Raw genomic sequence first — 19,607 nt, 5'->3', positions numbered from 1 at the left:
TTGGTTAGCCTCGATCCTGCGATTCACGACGACTGGGGCGCGATGGCGCCGATGTCGGCGAGTGCTCGCAGAACGTCGGCCGATCGCGGGGTGGCCGACGGGTCGGCAATCCACTGGATCATCAGGCCGTCGATGACAGCCATCAATACCGAGACGATGGCGGCCAGGTTCTCGGGCGGGTCGACGTCGGAGCCGGCGAGCGCGGTGCGAGCCAGATCCACTGAATGTTGCCGTACCTCGGCATATCCGGCGGCAAGTCGTTCTCGGAGCACCTTCGAGCGCAGCGCCGGCGCGTACGACTCGACACATGCATACACGGCGGGACGGATCTGCTCAAACGAGTCGACGGTGGCCTCCAGGACAGCGCGGATCTGTCCGGAAGGACCGGTCGCCGCGGACTGATCGAACGCCTCCCGGACCCGCTCGTTCCACGTCGAAAAGCACCTGCTGAGCGCGTCGTCCAGCAGAGACTCTTTGCCGCCGAAGTGGTAGTTGATCGACGCGACGTTCACCCCCGCGGCGCGGGCAATGTCGCGCGAGCTGGTATTTCCGTAACCGCGTTCCCGTAGGCAGACGAGGGCGGCGTCGAGCAGTTTGTCTCGGTTGGTGCGCGGCTGTTGCACAGCTGCAGCCTACCGTGATAAGCATTTGTTTACATCAAACATTTGTTTAACCGATGCGGGAGCGTGATGGCCAGCAGGGTTGTCCGGTTTATTGGAGCGTTCAACGGCGACACCGCGACCGCGAGCCTGCCACCGGGACCGCAGCTCCCCCGCCTCGTCCAAAGCGTGCTGTACCTGAAGTTTCGGGAATGGTTCCTGCCGGCGATGCACCGCAAGTACGGAGCCGTCTTCTCGCTACGGGTGCCGCCGTATGCCGACCACCTGGTGGTCTACACCCGCCCCGAACACATCAAAGAAATTTTCTCGGCCGACCCCAGGACCCTGCACGCCGGCGAAGGCAACCAGATTCTCGGCTTTGTCATGGGCGAGCACTCGGTGCTGACCACCGACGAAGCCGAGCACGCGCGGCTACGTTCGCTGCTGATGCCGGCGTTCAGTCGGGCCGCGCTGCGCGGATACCGCGACATGATCACCTCCGTTGCGCGCGAACACATCGCGCGATGGCCTGCCGATGCTCACATCAACAGCCTCGATTGCATGAACGCACTCACCCTCGACGTCATTCTGCGGGTCGTATTCGGGGTCACCGACCCAGGAGTCAAGGCCGAGTTGACCACTCGGCTGCCGGACATCGTCGACATCCACCCATTGATCCTGGCCGTGCTTCGCTATCCGTCGCTCAAACACGTCAACCCGTGGCAGCGTTTCTTGTCCAACCAGCGCCGGATCGACGAGCTCCTCTACCGCGAAATCGCCTCCCGCCGAGGCGCTTCCGATCTTCAAGTCCGCACCGACGTGTTGTCTCGGCTGCTACAGACCAACGACACGGCCACCACGCCGCTGTCCGACGCGGAGCTTCGCGATCAGCTGATCACGCTGCTGCTGGCCGGGCATGAGACAACGGCCGCGGCCTTGTCCTGGACGCTCTGGGAACTTGCCCGCAACCCCGATATCCAAAGCCAGGTCGTGGCGGCCGCCGTCGGCGGTGATGACGGGTTCTTGACGGCGGTCTTCAAAGAAGGGATGCGCCGACACACCGTAATCGCTTCTACTGCACGCAAACTCACCGTCCCCATGCGGATCGGCGGATGGCGGCTGCCGGCGGGCACGGTAGTCAACACGTCGATCCTGCTGGCTCATGGCGACGCGGAATCGCACCCCGACCCCACTGAGTTCCGTCCCAGCCGATTCCTCGACGGCGGCGTGGCGCCCAACACCTGGCTCCCCTTCGGCGGGGGTGTGCGCCGCTGCCTGGGCTCCGGATTCGCGCTGACCGAAGGCGCCGCTGTCCTGCAAGAGATTTTCCGCCAGTTCACCATCACCGCGTCAGGACCGACCCAAGGCGAGAGTCCGCTGGTACGCAACATCACCACCGTTCCCAAACATGGGGCACGCCTGCGGCTTACCCCGCAACGTGACGGCGCATTGGCCTGAAGACCGGTACTACTTTGGCTTGGCGACGGTGACGCGCCACAGCCGCCGGGGCAATTCACCTTCTTCGAAGGCGTGTACGTCTTCAAGTATCCAGTCGGCAGCCAGGCTGTCGACCAGTTCGCGGGAGAAGAAATGTACGGCGAACCCGCCGCACTCGAAGATGTCGTCGCCATGACACTGTCCCATGCCGTAGTGCTCATCGCCGGTGTGCCGAACGGTGTAGATGAACTTCCCGCCCGGCTTCAGCACCCGGCGAACCTCGTCGACGATCGCATGAATTTCCTTGGTGGACAGCGCCATACACAACGCCATGTGGGCGAAGACGGCATCAAATGACCCGGCCTCGACGGGCAGTGGCTCGCGCAGATCATGCACGAGGGCCCGCACCCGACCGCCCACGCCTTGGGCGCGTGCGGTTCGGCGCAGCTGTGCCACCGCGACATCGCTGAAATCGGTGGCCAGCACCTGCACACCCGCGCGGGCGAAATGGAGGCTGTCCCGGCCCTGGCCGGCCGCCAATTCCAGGACCCGCTTGACCCCGGCGGCCTGGAAGACCTCGAGTGCGTAGGTGGCCGGCTGGGACGGGCCGAGCCCGTACATCGCCGGGTGTGCCCGGTAGGTGTCCTGCCAGTGTTCGCGCTGTTCCACGGCCAGCTCCGGTTGCCGGGCGGAGAACATATCGAGTCCCATCTGTGGTAGCCGGTAGGCCGATCGGGCGGGCTCTGTCACTACTCTATTGAATTATAGATTATTGGATTATAGTGACCTGGTGACCACTGCTTACCAGGTCAAACGTCACTTCACGAACCGCCCGCACGGGAGGCGCGCCTGGGTTTAACGGCGAGCCGGCATCCACGTGCCCTGGACAGCGCAAGACCGTCGCAGCACCACGAAACCAGGAGGGCAAACATGAGACGGGTACTGGTAGTCGGGTACGGAGCGATCTGCTACCTGATCTTCGTAGCGGCATTCCTTTACGCGATCGGTTTCGTCGGCAATCTGCTCGTGCCGCGCACCATCGACAACGGCATCACAGCGTCCACGTCCGAGGCGGTTGTGGTCGATGTCGTTCTGTTAGGGCTATTCGCGGTGCAACACAGCGTGATGGCGCGCCCGTGGTTCAAGTCACGGTGGACCCGAGTCGTGCCGGCGACGGTGGAGCGCAGCACCTACGTGCTGTTGTCGAGCCTGCTGTTGTTGCTGTTGTTCTGGCAATGGCGAACCATGCCTGCCGTCATCTGGGCCGTTAGTTGGCCGCCGGCGAAACTGCTTGTGCAGGGGCTGTTTTGGCTGGGCTGGGTCATCGTGTTCACGTCGACCTTCATGATCAACCATTTCGACCTGTTCGGCCTGCGGCAGGTCTATCTGGCCGCGCGGGAACGGACCTACACCCACCTCGAATTCCGTACCACGATGCTCTACCGGTTGGTGCGGCACCCGATCATGTTGGGGTTCATCGTGGCATTCTGGGCAACGCCCACGATGACCGCCGGCCATCTGCTGTTCGCGGTGATGACGACGGGTTACATCCTGGTCGCCCTGCCTCTGGAAGAGCATGACCTGAGCCGGTCGCTGGGCGATGACTACCGGCGATACCGCAACCGGGTGCCCATGCTCATTCCCGGGCTTCTCCCGCGCAAGCAACGCCGTACGCTGCACACCGGTCCAGCGGGGACGGCAACCCGCTAATCCGCACGAATGCCGAGGCAGCGCTACGGGCTTCGAACTTCCGCGCCTTCATCCACCGGCAGGCCGGCCAATCGCCATTCGAGCATTCCGTCGTCGAGCCGCATCACCCCGCGGCCCGCGGTGCGAGCAATACGGACTGCGTCGGGGGCCATGACGCAATAGGCGCCACGGCAGTAGGCGACGATGTCGCAGTCGGCCGGAAGTTCGGCGAGCCGATCGGCCAGTTCGGCTACCGGGATATTGATGGCGCCCGGGATATGGCCGGCCCGGTATTCCTCATGCGGTCGCACGTCAACAAGCGTTACCTCGCCGGACTTCTGCCGGCGCAGCAGCTCCTCGCGGGTGATCGCATCCTCGGGTGAGCCCAACACTGCCGCGGCCGCGACTGCTACGTCAGCCAGATGCTCATCGGCGACGACTTGCACCAACGCGAACAGCCTCGCCACGTCGTCCCCGGCGAGCCGGTAGTACTGGCGGGTCCCGTCGCGGCGAGCCTCGACCAGGCCGCCGCTCTTGAGTGCCTGCAGATTAGCGGATGCCGTAGTCAGGTTCATCCCCGTCGCAGTCGCGATCGCCTCGACCGTGCGTTCACCCTGGGCGAGTAGGTCGAGGATCTGCAATCGCCGGCCGTTACCCAGCGCCTTACCTACCCGAGCGATCTGCTCTAGCAGCGCCGCCTTGCGATTCGACTGTCCGGCCATTCAGCTTCTCCAAGACTCAGTGGAGCACTGATATTCCATCGTTCATTGGAACTGCATAATACGCGGCGGCGGTTGATCCGCACGCACCGCCGCCTACGGCGGTCACCGGGAGGAACCGGCAATCTGGCTCAAGCCCCGTTTTGAGTGTCACCCATCGGCAACGGGGCACCGAGGCGGAACACCCGCCAGCCCGAGCGCTCCCAGCGGGCGACGTCGAGGCAGTTGCGGCCGTCGACGATGACGCGGGCCCGCACCCGGTCGGCCAGGTCGTCGGGGTCGAGGTCGACGAACTCGCGCCATTCGGTGAGCACCAGCACGGCGTCCGCCCGCTCGCATGCTTCCGCAACCGAAACCGCGTAGTTCAGGGTCGGAAACAACCGATGCGCATTGTCGAGGGCCTTGGGGTCGTACACGTTGACCGCGGCGCCGTTGAGTTGCAGCTGGCCCGCGACGTTGAGTGCCGGCGAGTCGCGCACGTCGTCGGATTCGGGCTTGAACGCCGCGCCGAGTACGGCGATGTTGGCACCCAACAGCGAACCACCGCACGCTATTGTGGCCAGCTCCACCATGCGAGTGCGCCGGCGCATGTTGATGCTGTCCACTTCGCGCAGGAAGGTCAGCGCCTGGTTGGCACCGAGTTCGCCGGCGCGGGCCATGAACGCGCGGATATCCTTGGGCAGACATCCGCCACCGAAACCCAAACCGGCGCTGAGGCATTGGCGTCCGATGCGCGGGTCGTACCCGAGCGCGTCGGCCAACAGGCTGACGTCGGCGCCGGCGGCTTCGCACACTTCCGAAATCGCGTTGATGAACGAGATCTTGGTCGCCAGAAAGGCGTTCGCGGATACCTTGACCAGCTCGGCGGTCTGCAGGTCGGTCACCAGAAACGGCACGCCGGCCTGCAGCAGCGGGCCATACAGCTCACGAACCGCTGCCTCGGCACGCGTCGAACCATCCTGTACGCCAAGCACAATGCGATCCGGGTTCAGCGTGTCGTGGACGGCGAAGCCCTCGCGCAGGAACTCGGGGTTCCAAGCGATTTCGACAGTCACATTCCGGGGCGCCAGCGCAGCGGCCCGACGGCCCAGTTCGGCCGCGGTCCCCACCGGGACCGTCGACTTGCCGATCAGGACCGACGCCCTGCTCAGACGCGGTACCAGCGCGTCGATGACCGCGTGGACATGACGCAGGTCCGCACCGTATTCGCCTCTCTTCTGCGGGGTGCCGACGCCGAGGAAATGGACGTCGGCGAACTCGGCGGCCAGGTCGTAGTCGGTGGTGAACTGCAGCCGGCCAGCAGCCAGGTTGTCGGTCAACATCTTTCGTAAACCGGGCTCGTAGAACGGAATATCGCCGCCGGCCAGTTTGGCGACCTTGCCCGGATCGATATCGATCCCGACGACTTGGTGCCCCAGTTCCGCCAGTCCGGCAGCGTGGGTGGCGCCCAGATAGCCGGTGCCGAAGACGGTGCATCTCACACCACCGTGTGTAGGTGCCGGCGATGAGCGGACCACATCGTGGCGCTGAACGACAGATGACGGCTACCCGGCGAAATCAGAAGCCGGGAACAAACGGGATGTTGAACCCGCCGCGACCGTGACCGCCACCGTGTCCGCCACCGTGCCCGCCGCCGTGCCCGCCACCGCGGTCATCACCGTGACCGCCACCACCCGGGAAGCCGCCGCCGGGCGGACCAAAAATGGGAACCGGTATCTGGATGGGCACCGGAATAGGCACCGGCGCCGGGGCGGGAGCGGCCGGTACCGGCGCCGGCGCGGGGGCGGGAGCCACTGGAACCGGAACCGGAACCGGGGCCCGGGGAGCCGGAGCCGGTGCGGGAGCCTGGGGAGCAGGCGCGGGTTCCTGGGGAGCCGGCGCGGGTTCCTGTGGGGCCGGCGCCGGAGCCTGCGGAGTAGGTGCGGCGGCCGGTGCTTGTGGTGTCGGCGCAGGAGCGTTAGCTGCCGGTGCCGGAGCCGACGGTGTCACGATGTTGTGGCCGGGATCGGGCTTTACCTCGGTTGAGGAACGGATGCTGACGGCCAACGAAAGCGCAAGGGCCGCAACGCCGATGACGAAGATCGATGTCACGATGCTGGCGAGCAGCGGGAACGGCTTGCCCTCGGGCTGATCATCGGGGACTGCAGTGTCGGGGACGGCGCTGTAAGCCAATGGCCCCTCGCCGGTTTCCACGCTGTCGGAGACGTCGTTGAAGTAGGCGGCATCGAGCCGGTATGGGTCTAGCGCGCCGGTGCCGGGATCCTGTGCGTAGGCCAGCGCTGCCGTCGTCGACACAAACAGGGGCGTATTCGCTGAGGCCAGCGCCGCGCCTCGGGCCAACGCCGTATCGGGTTCCTCGGCCGCGGTCACCGGAAGCGCGGTCGCGGTCTCGAGCGCCGGCTTGATCATCGGGATGTCGATACCGGAGCCGACGACGAATATGGCATCCGGATGTGTCTCCAGATTTTCGGCGCTCGCGACCATCTCGGTCAACTGGGCCACCGCGGCGTCGTCGTCGTCGGACAGCAGCTGTCGCTGGATGTCGGCGATCGAGCCATCTGCGCTGTCGACCACCGCGAGAGTCGCAGTCTCGGGCTCGATGAACAGCAGCGCCGTATGGGCATAGTTGGTCTCGTTGCCGACCGCTTGGGCCAGGGCGGCCGCCGCCAAGAATGCCGAGACCAGCACGACCTTCTCGATCTTTTGGTTGGCCAGCGCTTCGCGCAGCGCAGCGGCCTGGGCCGGATCCCGCCAAGTCACACCGGTCGAGGTCAGCTGGTAGCCACCCTCCGAGGCACCTTCCCTGGTGCCCAGGATTGCTGAGACCACCTGCTGGGCCGCGCTGAGATTCGCCGCGTCCCCGTCACCGGAGACGTCGAACTGGTCCTGGTCAACTAGTGCGCCGTCGCCGTTTTCGCCTTCGACCAGTACCATCCGAACTGCGGTTGGCGCCATCGACACACCAAGTACGGTGTCCAAAGCTCCCCCATATTGTCTTTTGCGTCGCCGCGGATACCTGACCGCGAACAATGTCCCGGGTCCCCAACCGGTATGACTATCTTACTCGCGTTTCGCAATCACTCTCGGGGTTGATTTGCTGCGTTAGCCATTCCTCATAGCGCCGTTATGCCAGTAACCCTGCGTTCGCTAATTCGAAGTTTGCTGCCTGGGTCCGCGGCCGCCGCCGAAGCCGCCGTGGACCACCGCCCCCGAAGGGACCCTTACCACCGAGCGGACCTTTACCGCCTGGACCGGGCCCTTACCGCCTGGACCGCCGCCGAACAGCCCGCCTCGACCGGGGGCACCGCCGCCACCACCACCGGGGTTGTGCCTGGGGCTGGGTGCCGCCCCAGGACCGGAGGAGGTTGCCGGACCGGCTTGCGCGGAACCGGGCTCCATCTTGGCCTTCGACCAATGCCATCCGAGTCGCGGCCGGTGCCATCGAAATGCCGAGTACAACGTCCAAAACCGTTACCAAGGTTTTGCGACCGGCCGTGGACTGGAGCAGAACACGCCCAAAAAATATTAGTCCGACAAACAATGTCGGGAGCCGGCCCGAGGCTATGTAGAACGTATGAAGTTCACGTAGGAACGCGACGGCGTCGGGCCGCGCTGACCCTGATACTTGGATCCGACGCCGCTGCTCCCGTACGGGTGCTCAGACGGGCTGGTCAAACGCAGAATGCACAATTGGCCGATTTTCATTCCCGGCCATAGCGCTATCGGCAGGTTGGCGACGTTGGACAGCTCCAGCGTGATGTGGCCACTGAAGCCGGGATCGATGAAACCGGCGGTGGAGTGGGTGAGCAATCCCAGCCGGCCCAGCGACGACTTGCCTTCCAGGCGTCCGGCGAGATCGTCGGGCAGCGTGAACAGCTCCAACGTCGAGGCCAGCACAAACTCGCCCGGGTGCAGGACGAACGGATCTCCGTTGGCCGGCTCCACCAGGCTGGTCAGCTCGTCCTGTTGCTTGGCGGGGTCAATGTGGGTGTAGCGAGTGTTGTTGAAGACCCGAAACAGGCAGTCGAGCCGGACGTCGACGCTGGACGGCTGCACCAGGCTGTCGTCGAACGGGTCGATGCCCAATCGCCCGGCGGAGATTTCGGCTCTGAGGTCACGGTCAGAGAGCAGCACCCGACGAGCGTAGCTGCCGGTGGGTGCGCAGCGGCTGGCGCCGAGCTCAGCGCAGGTAGATTTCCTCGCCGGTCGGGTAGCCGCCGCCGGTGGTGGTGATGTGGACGTGGTCATAATGGTCGGCACCGGTCGACCGTGCGCCTTCGGGCGTGTAATAAACGCCCCGCCAAATCACGTCCTGTATGCCGAATCGGCTTGCGTTCAGCAATACGTAGCCGACGATCTGATTACCCAGCGCGATACCGTCGGCGCTGCCCGGATCGGGAATCATCACGTCAAGCGCCAGACCATTGGGATGCCACCGCAACGCGTCCGCTCGAACGCCGCCGATTTCGTGGATCTCAGGGAACAGCGCGCTGATGCTGCGAGCCACCAGGATCGTCTTGACCTGAAGGCCCTGCTCTGGCGCAACCCCTGACGGCAGGGCCCGGGACCGGGTGTCGACCCGCCATCTGGATGCCGCAGCGAACTGGCCGCCTCCCAAACCGATGCCCGCCTCGCTACCAGGCATTCTCGACACCACAGCCGGCGCGGTGGCCGCCACTATCTCCAGGCAACACGGTCCGTCACCCTGGTCGACAACACGCGCGCCCCGGGGACCGACATCTCCGGCCACCGCGAAGAAAACAGCAGCTGGGGCCAGGACAGCGGCCAGGACTGCTGGCGACCTTCGCCGTTCCCGGGACAATGAGTGCCTTCCCACCTGACGCACTCTACGAGATCACGAAACAATAAACATCCCCTACATAGGAAATTATTCTTCGCGTAAACCAGCGGTTTATCGAACCGCGCCGGCAAAGGAGTTGCTGATTACCACCTCCGGCCGAATATCGGCGATGGCCTGTTGCGTCGCGGTGATCGATTCGAAGAACACATTCGGCACGATGCGGGCGGTCACCGCGGCGCCGGCGATGACACGACCGTCCAGCGCCTCGGCCGTGTGCTGCGCCGGGTTGGCGGGCGTGTTGCCGTACGCTCCGAATCCGGTGACCAGAACCTGCGACATGATGCTCCTTGATCTGCGGTTTGCGCGCTTACGCGATGACACCTTTTCGACCGAACCCGGGAGGTTGGCATCAGCATCGTGACGACGGCCGCATCGTTGGTCGCCTTCCCCGTTGTCGCCGGGATCATCGGCGGCGTGGTCGCGGTGGTGCGGAGCCCGTCGCCCGCACTCGTCAGTGGCGTACAACATTTCGCCGCGGGGGTGGTCATGGCAGCAGTGGCCGGTGAGGTGCTGCCGGACCTGCGCGCCCGGGGTTCACTTTGGCTGATCGTCGTGGGCTTTAGCGCCGGCGTCGCGGTTCTGGTCGCGCTTCGGCATTTCGGCGACGAGGAGGATTCGGGTGACAACGAGGATTCCGGCGATGCCTTGCCTGTGGCGTTTCTGGCCGTGGTGGCCGTCGACCTCTTCATCGACGGGTTGCTCGTCGCAACCGGCGCGACCCTGTCGAAGCGCACCGCGGTCATCATTGCGATCGCGCTGACGGTCGAGGTGCTATTCCTGGGGCTGACGGTGGCGCTGCGTTTGGCCGGCTCCGGAGTGCATCGGGTCCGGGCCGCGGTCACTACCGGTGGCGTCAGCCTGGTTACCGCGGTGGGAGCGGTGCTGGGTGCGCTGGTTCTTGGCGGCGCGAGTGGGAACGTCCGCACGCTCGTGCTGGCGTTTGCGGCGGCCGCGCTGCTGTGGCTGGTCGTCGAGGAGCTGCTGGTCGAGGCGCACGAGACGGCGGAGCGACCGTGGATGGCGGTGATGTTTTTCGCCGGATTCTTGATCCTGTACTGCCTGGGGGTGATGGAATGACCCGGATGCTAGCCTTCTGAAACGACCGCGCCGATGTAGTTCAATGGCAGAACATCAGCTTCCCAAGCTGAATACGCGGGTTCGATTCCCGTCATCGGCTCAACTCTGACCAGCGCCGATGCCGTTCGAAGTGTTCGAATCGGGCGCTCGGTGACACGACGTTGACACAACTTGTTCGAAACTCTGAGCGGCAGCCTTCAGCGCCGCGTCCTGGCTGTGCGCGTACACCTTGTGGATCAGCGAAGGGTCGGTGTGCCCGATCCACTCCGCGATCACCACCGCCGGGACACCCCGCAGCGTCATCAACCCGCTGCTCGCCGACCTGGACGTGGCACCGGGCAAATGCGCCACCATCGAGGTCGCCCACGCCGTCGTCGACGACCTGTCGGCGATCCTGGGCACCCGGCCGTCGGCCATCGTGGACAGCGGCCACGGGTTGCATCCCTACTGGCCGGTCGCCGACGGGCAGATCGTCGACGGTGACATTCGCGTCGCGCGGGCGCTGGTGCGGCGCTGGGGCCGTCTGGTGACCGCCGTCGCGGGGGCGCGGAAGGCTGAGACCGACAACGTGTTCGACCTGGCCCGCATGATGCGGGTGCCCGGCACGCGAAACAACAAGAGCGTCAACGGGCAAGGGGCGCTGCCGGTTACCGGCTACGCCGACAGTGGGGCACCGCTGGCCATGGCCGAGATCGACGAGCGCCTCACCGAGGTCGGCGTCATCGAGGAGCCCGGCGACCGCGATAACCACGCTGAGGAGATCTCGCCGCCATCAGAGTGGACCTGGGCCGAGCAGACCTGTGCCTACGTCGCCAGGATGGTCGAGGCCTGGGCCAGCGACGCGCCGAAACCTGGTGCGGGACGGCACCCTTGGCTGGTCAACCAGATGGTGCGGCTCAACTGCGCGCACCGTTGCGGCTGCATTGCCAAGGCTGACTATCGCGCCGCGTACACAACGCTGGCGCAGCGGTTCGGCGAGCTGGTGCGCGGCACCGAACCGCGTCGCGAACCTCAGCGGCACGAAGTCGCCGGGGCGTGGGACTACGGGCGGACGCGCACCGCAGCCAAGACCGACGAGGCGGTACACGCCGAACTCGGCGGCCACGAACACCTGCCGCCGGTCGACGTCCAGGAGACGAAGATCGGTGGGGACAGTGAGGGCGACCCCTTCACCCGTGTCGTTACCCTGGTTCCTCTCACCGAGATCGAAGACCGTCCCGCCCAATGGATTTGGGAGCACGATGGTTTCGGCCGCATCCAGCGCGGTGTGCTCACTCTGTTCGCCGGTCGGCCTGCTTCGGGGAAATCCACTGCGGCACGCGGCATTACCACCGACATGAGTAATGGCAATTTGAATGGCTGCTGGAAGGGGCAGCCGCAGAAGATCGCCTACATCAGCGCCGAAGAGTGCGATGACGATGTCAAGGCCGGATACCGCGCGACCGGAGCCGACATGTCGCCCAAGCGGCCGGTCGTCCGGTCTGTCCGTTTGACTGATGGCAGCGGCGGGCGCTGAACTTCGCGACACCGTCCTCGTTTTCTGGCCGACCACCTTGGTGTCATACAGGCCGGTGCCCGGCACCCGAACAGTTCGCCGCACTTTGCCGTCCGCGCCGCGACTGATTCGCACCGGCCCCGCCCCGGCGCTCGCGGACAAGCCGCGCTGTGTGAACGTGAATCGGAATGGCCCGACCGACTTCGTCTTGCGGAACTGCACGATGGCGAACGATGCTAACGGCAGTTTGCCGGTCGGAGTGCGGGAACCGCACAGCTCACCGAGAGGCGCGACCCAGGTAGCGGGGAGCGTGGTGGCGCTGGTCCTCGACTTTTCGTTTCTTTCGTTTTAGCCTAGTCCTATGACAGCAGCCCTAGCCGTCGAAGAACGAACCGTCCTCCCACCTCAAGAACCCCGAGACCTCTCGCCTCTACTGGAAGCGCTCGCCTCGACGCAGGTTTCTGTGTGCGGCGGCAACGGTCAGCCGATCATGCTGCCCGATCCCGTTCGTGAGGCGTTCTACAACGTGGTGCTGGCACTGTCGCAGGGCAAGGGCATCTCGCTCGTCCCGCACAATCAGATGCTGACGACGCAGCAGGCGGCCGACCTGCTCAACGTTTCCCGGCCAACGCTGGTGAAACTCCTTGAGCAAGGGCGCATTCCGTTCGAGAAGCCTGGGCGGCACCGCAAGGTCCGCCTCGATGCGCTTCTGAAGTACCAGGAGCGGACGCGGGCTAGTCGGCGGGCCGCGCTTCGCGAGCTATCGAAGGACGCGGTCGACGAGGTCAAGGCAATTCTCAAGGCGCAGTGAGGGATTAAGCAAGCATGGCGTTCCCAGTGTTGTTGGACGCTTGTGTGCTCGCCCCGATGCCGCTTGCCGACTTTCTGCTGCGCCTGGCAGACCAGGGCATCTACCGGCCGCTGTGGTCCGAGGACATCCTTGCCGAAACACGGCGCACCATGATTAAGCGCTTGAACGTTGCGCCTGAGCTGGCTGACAAGCGGTTAAACACGATGCGGGACCACTTCGTTGACGCCGAGGTCACGGGCTATCAGGATCTGATCGGCGTGATGCGTAACGACAAAAAAGACCGGCATGTCCTCGCCGCCGCCGTCCGCGAACACGCCGAAGTGATCGTCACGAGCAACGACAAACACTTTCCACGCAAGGCCGTCGATCCCTACCACATCGAGGTGCGCCACCCCGATGACTTCCTACTCGACCAGATCGACCTCTATGAGGACGCGACCCTGTCGGCCATCCTGGGAATGGTGGCCGACTACGGCAATCCACCGTTCACGGCCCACCAGATCCTCGATGCGCTCGGCACGCAGGTGCCGAATTTCGCCGCCGAGGCGCGGCGGCTGATCCCGCCTCCGACGGTGGGTCTCCCTCGGCGCACCACTTAGCGCATCTTCTGATCGGTCCTTTGGCTGGCGATCATCTGGGTGGTGCTTCTCGCGACTGTCTGGCCGCTGGAATGATGGCCCTAAATCCCATGCCTTCGGTCGGCGAGTTGGTCCGCTGCACCGACGGCACCTGGATGGTCCGCCCGCCGACGCACTGCCCGCGTGGGCACCGGCTGGCGCGTGGGCGGGTGCTCGTCGGACACCAGCCGTGTTCGTGCGGCGGGCACACCACGTGGCGCTGTGCGTGCGACGCGGTGACCTACGCGCCGCCGCTGTCGACGTCGTACGCGGTGCTGGCTGGCCCGGCAGCGGTGCGGTGAAGGGGTGGCGGTGCCCCAGGTCAGGCCATGGTTCCTGCCACCCTCGATGACACGACGTTGACACATCTCGCCCGAAACTCACCGCCAAAACCGCCCAGACGGTAGTGGATTGTCATTGACTCGCATTGACTGAATCCCGCTGTGCGGGAGCGCAATCCGGCGCTGGAGACCTAACCCGGTAGAACCCCATAACACCCGGTAGACGGGTCGAAAATACTTCCCAAGCTGAATACGCGGGTTCGATTCCCGTCATCGGCTCCACGTCTTCCTGACCGTATTGCTGAACTGAGGTTCGACTCGCGGCCGCTACCGCTAGCCCGCCAGTACCCCGAACTGACGCTGTGGCCGTGTGCGAGCGGCGGAACAAAATTTGAGGACGTCCGCTTAGCAACTGAACGGATCTGGTGCCATCACCTTGGAGCGCCAGGCCGTGGGTGAGCCCCTGACCTGGTGCTCAACGCAGAAAATTCTGTTGCGTGGAGTTCACGGCGTGAGCCCGAGACCGCGCCAGACGATCGGCGGTGAGCAGCGCCCTCTTCTTTCACATGACCGGGATGCGATGAGAACTCTTCGTGCCCCGAACGAGGCCTTTGTTTCGTGGGCCGTTCAGGGTTGACGCGCTACCGAACGCGGGTGCAATGTGATAAGCGTCATATGACCACCGGTCACACCGGAGGCAGAGAGGCTGCAGCTCATGACCACCAGGGACAGGTACACCGACGTGCCCGAGCCGTACTCGTGGGAGGTCCCCAGCATCGGTGACGCGCGCTTCACCTGGGAGTACGACGACGGGCGTGCCCGGCTCCTTTCCCTGTACCAGAAGGGAAAGGACAAGCAGTGGGATACCCAGTTGCGCATCGACTGGGCGCACGATGTCGACCCGCACAATCCTGTCGGATTGCCCGACGAGTTCCATCCGCTGTTCGGCAGCCCGATGTGGGACTCAGCAGACGAAGCCCGGCGCGCCGAGATGCGCCAGCACTTCCAGGCCTGGCAGTTCTCGCAGTTCCTGCACGGCGAGCAGGGGGCCATGGTGTGCGCGGCCAAGATCGTCGAGGTCGTCCCGGATCTGGACGCGAAGTTCTATGCAGCCACCCAGACCATGGACGAGGCCCGGCATGTCGAGACGTTCTCGCGATTCCTGCAGGAGAAGGTCGGTCTGGTCTACCCGATCAACAAGCACCTGACCGCACTGCTGGACGACACCCTGCGCGACGCCCGCTGGGACATGCCCTACCTCGGCATGCAGGTCCTCATCGAAGGGCTGGCACTGGCCGCCTTCGGGGTGCTGCGTGACATGGCGCCGCCAGACTCGCTGGCCAAGCAATTGCTGGCCTACGTCATGCAGGACGAGGCCCGACACGTCGCATTCGGCCGGATCTCGCTGAAGGACTACTACTCCGCACTGACCGAGGCCGAACGGGACGAGCGTGAAGAGTTCGTGGTGGACGCCTGCTACCTGATGCGCGACCGGTTCCGCGGCGAGGAGGTCTTCGAGACCCTCGGCATGGACGTCCAAGAGTGCGCCGCGTGGGTCGAGAGGTCGCCGCTGATGATCCAGTTCCGCTCGCACCTGTTCAGCCGCATCGTGCCGATCGTCAAGGACATCGGGCTGTGGGGCGACAAGGTGCAGAAAGCCTTCAGGGACATGGGTGTTCACGACATGGCCGGCTTCGACATCGAGGCGCTGATCAAGGCCGACGAGGATCAGGCCGAGGCGCTGGAAAAGGCCCACGCCGAGATGGCCAGCCGGGCCCTCGAGGTGGACCAGGTGATTGCCGCGGGCGCGAGCTAACTTGACGTCCGGATTGCCGATCCGCTGGTTCCTGGTGTCGTGACGCGGGTCGACGGTGACCGCGTCCACATCGAACTCACCATCGAGAGTGCCACCTTTGACCCTTGTCTTCGCGCTCTTCGACGGGCCGACCAAGACGGTTCGGTGCGCGCTGGAGCTGGTCCCGACCCTGGCCACCCGCGGCATCCAGATCTGAGGCCGGGGCCACCTGTTCACTCAGCCCACCCTGACGCCGGTCACCGTAACCGGATCGGGTCGTTGGGATGCGGGCTCAGCGGCGTGGTCTCGATGGTCATCCATCCCGACAGCGGCAGCGATTCCAGCAGGGCCATCAGCTCGCCGGGATCACGGGCCCGCCACAGACCCACCATGCACGGGCCGTCCGGCCCGTCGGGCAGCGTCCAGAGCCGCACCAGGTGTCCAGCCTCGGCCAGGTCACGCGCGCGACGGGCCTGGCGGGCCACGGCGTCGTCGACGACGTGCGCCGCCGTGCCCGGCGGCACCGTGACGGTCATCGCGATCAAGAACTCCGGTCCCTTGCCGGGCCGGGGAGTTATCCCCGCGCCGGGCGGGTCGTCGGGATGGCAGCCGAGCTCGCAGACCTGGTCGGTGCGCCAGATCCGCAGTGGCATCGAGGCGAGCAAAGGCTCGAGGCGTTCGAAGTCGTCGGCGGCGAAAAGCCCTAGCGTGCGCCATTCGCTGGGCCGAACCGGCGGGCGCCACAGCCGAAGCAGGCTTCCCCGGGCCGCGAGCTCGCGGGCGTGCGCGGCCTCACGAGCGCGGACCTCGTTGACCTCGTCAGCGGACGTGCCCTCCGGAATGCGGGTGGTCATGGTGACCAGAAATTCCATGCTGTCTCCCGGGCAAGCCGTGCCGAGGGCTATTCGGGGTGACCCCGGAGCGTGGTGCCCTAGAAGACGCGGACCCAGTCGACGAGCATCTCCTGCGGGTAGGTGCCGGCCGCCGGATCGCCGCCACCGGAACCACCGACGGCAAGATTGAGAACCGGGAACATCGTGTAGTCGGGGTCGTTGAACGGCCACTCACGGATGGGCTCGTCCAAATTCTCGATACCGGATGCCGCAACAGTGAAGTACGGCTGCACGCCGTCGGCATAGTCCAGCCAGAAATACATGCCGCTCGGATTCCACGTGACCCGCCAGTTGTGCCAGCCGCCGTCCACACCCATCGGGCAGGTCTCGAATGCCGTGCCGTCCGGGTTCGCGTGGACGGTGGTTCCCGACGGCCAGGTGCCGTTGCCGTACCACTCGATCAGGTCGACCTCGCCGCTGCGGCCGGGGTCGTCGTTGGACAGCCACCAGGCGGGCCACATACCCGGCGCCAGGCAGTTGAACTTGATCCGGGCTTCCCAGGTGGTTCCGATGCCGCCCCGCCACAGGCCGTGGACCAGTCCGCCGAAGTATTCGTTGCCGTCCCGGGTGGCGCGCAACACCAGGTTGGAGTTGCCGTCCAGGAACACGTTCTGGCGGCTGTCGCGGTACTGCCCCCAAAATTGGGGCTGGTCGAACCCGACGGGGTTCCTGATCGGCGTCCGGTGGTTCGACACGGCCCACTTCGACGGATTGGGGGCCGAGCCGGCCGGGCCGTCGAACTCGTCGTGAAAGAGGAATCCACCGGTTGCTCCCGCGGCCGGGGCCAAAGGCGTCGGACTCGCCGGCCCAGCCGGAGGAGACGGGGCGGCCAGGGCTGTGGGGGCCGGGATCGCGGCCGCCAGCGCGCCGAATCCGGCCATCATCACCAGTCGGCGACGGTCAATCTCGGGCATAAGCATGGGACGATAGCAGCTCACTTTCGGTCGCGCTGACTTTGGGCGACCCCTTGTCGCTTCGCGTCCAGGCCGGTGCGGTGACCGAGCGGGGCCGCCGCTCGGTCACGCGGCGCGATCGCTAGCTAACGAAATACCAAGCGCCGCATTATCTTTCGTGGGTTGCCGACCGCGCCGAGACTCAGGCCAGGGCCGGTTCGCTGAGCCGCACCAGCGTCTTGCCGATGTTGGCCCCGGTGAACAGCCCGTTGAGGGCCTCGACGCACGACTCGATGCCGTCGAAAATGGTCTGCCGGTGCTTGAGCCGCCCCTCGGCCTCCCACTGGCGCAGGTGGGCGAACGCCTCGTCGAAGCGGCCCCACTGCTCGAGCGTGTTGAACCCCTGCATGAGCGCGCTTTTGGACATCAGGTTGACGTAGTTGGCCGGACCCGGGTGCTCGCCGGTCAGGTAACTGGAGATGACACCGCACAACACCACCCGAGCCTTGTGGGCGAGCCGGCCCAGCACCGCGTCGAGGATGGGGCCGCCGACGTTGTCGAAGTAGACGTCGACGCGCTGCGGGCAGTGCGCTTTGAGGGCGGCGGCCAGATCCTCGCTCTGGTAGTCGATGCACGCGTCGAATCCGAAGTCTTCGACCACCGCCCGGCACTTCTGCGGCCCGCCGGCGATGCCCACCACCCGGGCTCCGGCGATCTTGGCGATCTGCCCGGCCACCGATCCGGTGGCGCCCGCCGCCGCCGACACCACCACCGTCTCGCCCGGCTTGGGCCGGCCGATGTCCGTCATCCCGAAGTAGGCGGTGGCCCCGGTCGGGCCGTACACCGACATGATCGCCAGCTGGTCACTCTCCCCCGGGATGGGTGTGCTGAACACGTCGTCGCGAATGATCACATACTCCTGAAAGCCGGTCAGCGTAGTCACGACGTCACCGACAGCGTAAGCGTCGCAACGTGTTTCGACGACCTCACCGATTCCGGCCGCCCGGATGACCTCGCCCAGCCGCACCGGCGGAAGATAGCCCGGCTGGTCGTCCAGCCAGGTTCGGGCGGCCGCGTCGATCCCCACATAGGTGGTGCGCAGCAGCGCCTCGCCCGGCGCGGGTGCGGGCGCTTGGGTGCTGATCAGCTCGGTGTCGTCGGGCTGGACCAGCCCGGTGGGGCGGCGGCGCAACACGATCTGGCGGTTGGGCAGGTCCGGCACGGTGTCGAGCTTATTCGGGCCTATTCGGCAAGATCCCGATATGGGAGCATCTGTGCATGAATCCAGAGGACGACCCAGAAGCCCGGATCCGCCAGCTCGAGCAACCGCTGGCCGACGCGGCGCGCGCATCTGAAATGGGGAGTTCGCAGCCGCCCGGCGGCTCCGCATACCAGGCCTACCCACCGCCGGGCCCGGTACCGCCGGGCCCGGTGCCGCCGCCACCGCCGATGCCGCCTCCGTACGGGTCGACGTACGGGTCGTATGACTCCTATGGCTATCAGGCGCCGTTTCCGGGGGCCACACGGCGATCGTCGTCGGGCAACCGCCTGTTCTGGATTTTGGCCGCGGTCTTCGTCCTCGGGATCCTGGTCGTGGTCGGTGGCATCGTCGCCTATGCGGGAAGCCACATTTCGCGCACGTTGTCCACCCTGACCCCCACCTTCCCGACGATCAGCAGCCCACCCGGGACCGTCCCGCCGCCCTCGGGCGGCAAGACCCGGACCCCGACGGCCGGTCCGTCGACGTCACCCGCGCCGCCGCCGGGCGGCAACCTCAGCGTCTCCGGCCTCAACGAGAACAAGACACTCGCCTGCAACAACAGCGTCGTCGAAATCAGCGGGATGTCCAACACGGTCGTCATCACCGGCCATTGCGCAAGACTGACCGTCTCGGGCATCGAGAACACCGTCACCGTCGACGCCGTCGACACCATCGAAGCCTCCGGCATCGACAACAAGGTCACGTATCACTCGGGCTCGCCGAAGGTCAGCAAGTCCGGCAGCGGGAACGTCGTCCAGCAGGACTGAGGAGTTACGTCGGGTCGTCCGCGGGATCGTCGAGGACGCTGACCGCGATGCCGTAGGGCAAGAAACGCACCTTGCGCTTGGGGTCGGTGTTTTCCTTGTTGGCCCGCAGCGCATCCAGTTCGGTCGCATACACCTGTTCGACGCGGGCACCGCCGTCCGCGTCCACCGTGTAAATGGCCCACACCCCGTCGCCGGCCTCGCCGGCGGTTTCCGGCGCCGGACGCCTGCGCCGCCCCAGATCCTCGAAGATCATCGACCACCCCGACCGGTCGCCCGGGCCAGTCAGGAACCTGTTGATCCGCTCGAACGCGTCGCGCAGACCCTCGCTGCCTTCCCTGATCACCCGATCGAAGTCGTCGGGGTCGAATCCGAACGGACCGTTGCTGCCCACGCGACCTCCTCGAAATTCATC

General features: G+C 65.7%; 20 protein-coding genes, 1 tRNA gene and 2 pseudogenes. 10 read left to right on the top strand and 13 right to left on the bottom strand.

The genetic code is table 11. From position 1 onward, the window contains the following. Window positions 1-23 precede the first annotated feature (23 nt). On the bottom strand, window positions 24-623 hold the full coding sequence (locus AWC07_RS25070; protein ID WP_036415917.1) for a TetR/AcrR family transcriptional regulator: 600 nt from the start codon (window positions 621-623) through the stop codon (window positions 24-26). Between the two features lie 66 nt (window positions 624-689). Between AWC07_RS25070 and AWC07_RS25065 the strand changes: the two genes are divergently transcribed. Beyond that, window positions 690-2,057: a cytochrome P450 gene (locus tag AWC07_RS25065; RefSeq protein ID WP_051508098.1), complete on the top strand. Its 1,368-nt coding sequence runs from the start codon at window positions 690-692 to the stop codon at window positions 2,055-2,057. A 9-nt stretch (window positions 2,058-2,066) separates the two neighbouring features. On the opposite strand, the gene AWC07_RS25060 is transcribed toward AWC07_RS25065, so the two are convergent. Continuing rightward, complete coding sequence (locus AWC07_RS25060) at window positions 2,067-2,735, bottom strand: class I SAM-dependent methyltransferase (RefSeq protein WP_036415957.1); 669 nt, start codon at window positions 2,733-2,735, stop codon at window positions 2,067-2,069. A gap of 231 nt (window positions 2,736-2,966) precedes the next feature. On the opposite strand from AWC07_RS25060, the gene mddA reads away from it, so the two are divergent. Next, on the top strand, window positions 2,967-3,746 hold the full coding sequence (gene mddA, locus AWC07_RS25055; protein ID WP_036415919.1) for a methanethiol S-methyltransferase: 780 nt from the start codon (window positions 2,967-2,969) through the stop codon (window positions 3,744-3,746). A 23-nt stretch (window positions 3,747-3,769) separates the two neighbouring features. Here mddA and AWC07_RS25050 read toward each other — a convergent pair whose 3' ends face one another. The 6 genes and pseudogenes from AWC07_RS25050 to AWC07_RS25020 all read right to left on the bottom strand — a co-directional run. Further along, entirely contained in the window at window positions 3,770-4,447 is a 678-nt protein-coding gene (locus AWC07_RS25050; RefSeq protein WP_036415922.1) for an Rv0324 family HTH-type transcriptional regulator, read from the bottom strand. A 128-nt stretch (window positions 4,448-4,575) separates the two neighbouring features. Beyond that, entirely contained in the window at window positions 4,576-5,925 is a 1,350-nt protein-coding gene (locus AWC07_RS25045; RefSeq protein ID WP_036415924.1) for a UDP-glucose dehydrogenase family protein, read from the bottom strand. 76 nt (window positions 5,926-6,001) lie between these two features. Next, window positions 6,002-7,423 carry a DUF7159 family protein gene (locus AWC07_RS29160; RefSeq protein ID WP_425271274.1) on the bottom strand — a complete coding sequence of 474 codons (1,422 nt, stop codon included), beginning with the start codon at window positions 7,421-7,423 and terminating at the stop codon, window positions 6,002-6,004. 582 nt (window positions 7,424-8,005) lie between these two features. Beyond that, window positions 8,006-8,578, bottom strand: a complete 573-nt coding sequence (dcd, locus tag AWC07_RS25030; protein ID WP_036415929.1) for a dCTP deaminase — start codon at window positions 8,576-8,578, stop codon at window positions 8,006-8,008. A gap of 46 nt (window positions 8,579-8,624) precedes the next feature. Next, window positions 8,625-9,281: a VldE C-terminal domain-containing protein gene (locus AWC07_RS25025; protein WP_051508100.1), complete on the bottom strand. Its 657-nt coding sequence runs from the start codon at window positions 9,279-9,281 to the stop codon at window positions 8,625-8,627. A 105-nt stretch (window positions 9,282-9,386) separates the two neighbouring features. Continuing rightward, window positions 9,387-9,584: pseudogene (locus tag AWC07_RS25020) on the bottom strand (pyroglutamyl-peptidase I family protein); the annotation flags it as partial. 69 nt (window positions 9,585-9,653) lie between these two features. Here AWC07_RS25020 and AWC07_RS25015 point away from each other — a divergent pair. The 3 genes from AWC07_RS25015 (at window position 9,654) to AWC07_RS25000 (ending at window position 11,898) form a co-directional block, all read left to right on the top strand. Further along, window positions 9,654-10,382: a ZIP family metal transporter gene (locus tag AWC07_RS25015; protein ID WP_036415934.1), complete on the top strand. Its 729-nt coding sequence runs from the start codon at window positions 9,654-9,656 to the stop codon at window positions 10,380-10,382. A gap of 29 nt (window positions 10,383-10,411) precedes the next feature. Continuing rightward, window positions 10,412-10,482 (top strand) — tRNA-Gly (locus AWC07_RS25010). Window positions 10,483-10,632: 150 nt separating this feature from the next. Then, window positions 10,633-11,898, top strand: a complete 1,266-nt coding sequence (locus tag AWC07_RS25000) for an AAA family ATPase (protein ID WP_167380134.1) — start codon at window positions 10,633-10,635, stop codon at window positions 11,896-11,898. 51 nt (window positions 11,899-11,949) lie between these two features. Here AWC07_RS25000 and AWC07_RS29935 read toward each other — a convergent pair. Continuing rightward, window positions 11,950-12,099, bottom strand: a pseudogene (locus AWC07_RS29935) (DUF4236 domain-containing protein); the annotation flags it as partial. A gap of 139 nt (window positions 12,100-12,238) precedes the next feature. Between AWC07_RS29935 and AWC07_RS24990 the strand changes: the two are divergent. From AWC07_RS24990 to AWC07_RS24975, 4 genes are all read left to right on the top strand, one after another. Next, complete coding sequence (locus tag AWC07_RS24990; RefSeq protein WP_036415941.1) at window positions 12,239-12,688, top strand: helix-turn-helix domain-containing protein; 450 nt, start codon at window positions 12,239-12,241, stop codon at window positions 12,686-12,688. 14 nt (window positions 12,689-12,702) lie between these two features. Beyond that, complete coding sequence (locus AWC07_RS24985) at window positions 12,703-13,287, top strand: PIN domain-containing protein (RefSeq protein WP_036415944.1); 585 nt, start codon at window positions 12,703-12,705, stop codon at window positions 13,285-13,287. Window positions 13,288-13,376: 89 nt separating this feature from the next. Then, on the top strand, window positions 13,377-13,607 hold the full coding sequence (locus AWC07_RS24980) for a hypothetical protein (protein ID WP_036415947.1): 231 nt from the start codon (window positions 13,377-13,379) through the stop codon (window positions 13,605-13,607). Window positions 13,608-14,301: 694 nt separating this feature from the next. Next, window positions 14,302-15,402, top strand: coding sequence for a ferritin-like domain-containing protein (locus AWC07_RS24975; protein ID WP_036415950.1), 1,101 nt, complete (start codon window positions 14,302-14,304; stop codon window positions 15,400-15,402). A 236-nt stretch (window positions 15,403-15,638) separates the two neighbouring features. Here AWC07_RS24975 and AWC07_RS24970 read toward each other — a convergent pair whose 3' ends face one another. The 3 genes from AWC07_RS24970 to AWC07_RS24960 all read right to left on the bottom strand — a co-directional run bounded on the left by AWC07_RS24970 (window position 15,639) and on the right by AWC07_RS24960 (window position 18,389). After that, complete coding sequence (locus tag AWC07_RS24970) at window positions 15,639-16,253, bottom strand: muconolactone Delta-isomerase family protein (protein WP_036415952.1); 615 nt, start codon at window positions 16,251-16,253, stop codon at window positions 15,639-15,641. A 59-nt stretch (window positions 16,254-16,312) separates the two neighbouring features. Continuing rightward, window positions 16,313-17,194: a glycoside hydrolase family 16 protein gene (locus AWC07_RS24965; protein WP_085105275.1), complete on the bottom strand. Its 882-nt coding sequence runs from the start codon at window positions 17,192-17,194 to the stop codon at window positions 16,313-16,315. A 175-nt stretch (window positions 17,195-17,369) separates the two neighbouring features. Then, the gene (locus AWC07_RS24960; protein WP_036410151.1) at window positions 17,370-18,389 is read right to left on the bottom strand and encodes an NADP-dependent oxidoreductase; all 1,020 of its coding nucleotides are present in this window, start codon (window positions 18,387-18,389) and stop codon (window positions 17,370-17,372) included. 56 nt (window positions 18,390-18,445) lie between these two features. On the opposite strand from AWC07_RS24960, the gene AWC07_RS24955 reads away from it, so the two are divergent. Further along, window positions 18,446-19,195, top strand: coding sequence for a DUF3060 domain-containing protein (locus AWC07_RS24955; RefSeq protein ID WP_036410153.1), 750 nt, complete (start codon window positions 18,446-18,448; stop codon window positions 19,193-19,195). A gap of 4 nt (window positions 19,196-19,199) precedes the next feature. Here the strand turns inward: AWC07_RS24955 and AWC07_RS24950 are convergent, their stop codons facing one another. Beyond that, on the bottom strand, window positions 19,200-19,586 hold the full coding sequence (locus AWC07_RS24950) for a hypothetical protein (protein ID WP_036410155.1): 387 nt from the start codon (window positions 19,584-19,586) through the stop codon (window positions 19,200-19,202). Between the last annotated feature and the right edge of the window lie 21 nt (window positions 19,587-19,607).

Source organism: Mycobacterium gastri, from assembly GCF_002102175.1.
In the GTDB taxonomy this organism is placed as follows: Bacteria; Actinomycetota; Actinomycetes; order Mycobacteriales; family Mycobacteriaceae; genus Mycobacterium; species Mycobacterium gastri.
The sequence above is the reverse complement of the archived record's forward strand: the minus strand, read 5'-3'. Positions and strand labels throughout refer to the sequence as shown.